Annotated in this window: 1 protein-coding gene; it reads left to right on the forward strand. The window is 46.0% G+C overall.

Features of this window, described 5'->3' with window-relative positions; genetic code table 11:
• Positions 1–685: hypothetical protein (locus tag A9G13_RS11120; protein ID WP_176701933.1), on the forward strand; the 685-nt coding region annotated here is incomplete at its 5' end.
• Between the last annotated feature and the right edge of the window lie 1093 nt (positions 686–1778).

The raw sequence follows: 1778 nt of genomic DNA on the forward strand, positions 1-1778 counted from the left end.
AGTGCAATCAACTACACCATCAAGTTACAATCGTAACTTCCCGACTACCGGTGCTAATAATCTGTATTTTGATTTAGACATAGGTGGTGTTAAAGGTTCAGCATTGACATGGCCAACAGTCAGCCAAGAAGGTATTACCGCTACCATGACGCCATCACCCGATAATGCTAATAACATCCGCGTCACCCTCAACGGTCCACATATGAACTCTAATATTAAAACTGTCCTCTTGCCACAGACATTCGTGTTAGTAGGTTATGATAGTAGTTATAGAGAGGTAGTAAGATATGGCTTTGTCTTAAAGCAGTGGTTCATCAACAACGGAAGCAATTGTGATAAGTATGCTCACGTTTTATCCTTGTGTAGCCGTTTAGGCTATCATGTGGCAGAGTTCAAAGAGTTAACTAATAACGCTAGCCGCAATTCATCCGGAGCTATTGTAGGCACTTACCAACGTAATATCGGTGCTGGACTGTTTAGTGAATGGGGCTACATGCCAAGTTATACCGGTAGCGGCTTCAGTACAAACTTCAGAGGCGCGGCGTTCTACTGGACAAGCACCAAAGCTAACTCTCGGGACATGTGGTGTGTCAACTCGACCGACGGCGCCAAGGTGTCAGACGTTCGCAACACCCCCGACGACCACTGTGAATATGAGGTTTGCGCTACCAACATCGTTCACTAATTGGCACTTAACGAACCGCCGCGTAGCGCACTTCCCTGTGCGCCCACGGCTCACCCGGCTTCCTGCCGGCTGTTCTATGCCAATTACCTCCCTCAGCACCACTTAAGCGGGGAATAAAAACCAACACCCATAAAACCAATCATTCAATAATAGGTTAGGGTGTTAAGATGTTGATGTTAAATTGGCCGTTGGATGGTGCCGACAACTGAGGGAGGTTAGCACGGCAAACAGGGAAGTTTGCCGAGGGAGTGCTTTGTAGGACTGGTCACGCTGCCGCGTAGGCGTTAAGAGGGATTGATGTGAATCCCTCTTAACAATCTCCCCACACCCCGCGGGAAGTAGTGGTCACTGCGTGACTACCCTCGCTCGCTAATTGGCACTTAACGAACCGCCGCGTATCGCACCTCCCTGTGCGCCCACGGCTCACCCGGCTTCCTGCCGGTTGTTCTATGCCAATTACCTCCCTCGGCACCACTTAAGCGGGGGATAAAGACAACAACCATAAAAATCAATTAATTCAACATTAGGTAAAGGTGTTAAGGTGTGGGTGTTCAATTGGCCGTTAGATGGTGCCGACAACTGAGGGCGGTTAGCACGGCAAACAGGGAAGTTTGCCGAGGGAGTGCTTTGTAGGAACAAATCACGACCGGTGCGTTAAGACCAAGCGAAGGCGGAGGGCAGTCGTAGACCACCATCTGCAGGCCCGCGTTTGGGTTGTAAGGGAATTTTCGCGTTAAAATTCCCTTACTCGAGCGTTAACACCGTAATTAAAATAATCACCCAAGCATAAAACGCTCGAAACCTAACGAATTCAAATAATAAAATCACAATAATCTATGTCAAGATATTTCCTGAGAGGGGTATGTTTGAGTATAAAACTCAGCCTAACCCCAGCTTAAAAATAAAGCAAATCCCTTCATCTTTACTATTCTTTACAAATAAACTTAACAAAATAGTAGTTAAAATTTATCAAGGCGATATACTTTTAACCATGAGTGGTGCAGAGGTTATTTTTCGCACACTCGAATGGAAAAAGTGTAAATAAAACATAAAATTACTTGACGGAATCTTCATCATGCCTTATACTGGAAGA

Origin of the sequence: Gilliamella sp. wkB178, assembly GCF_001690705.1 — a bacterium.
Lineage (GTDB): Bacteria > Pseudomonadota > Gammaproteobacteria > Enterobacterales > Orbaceae > Gilliamella > Gilliamella apicola_K.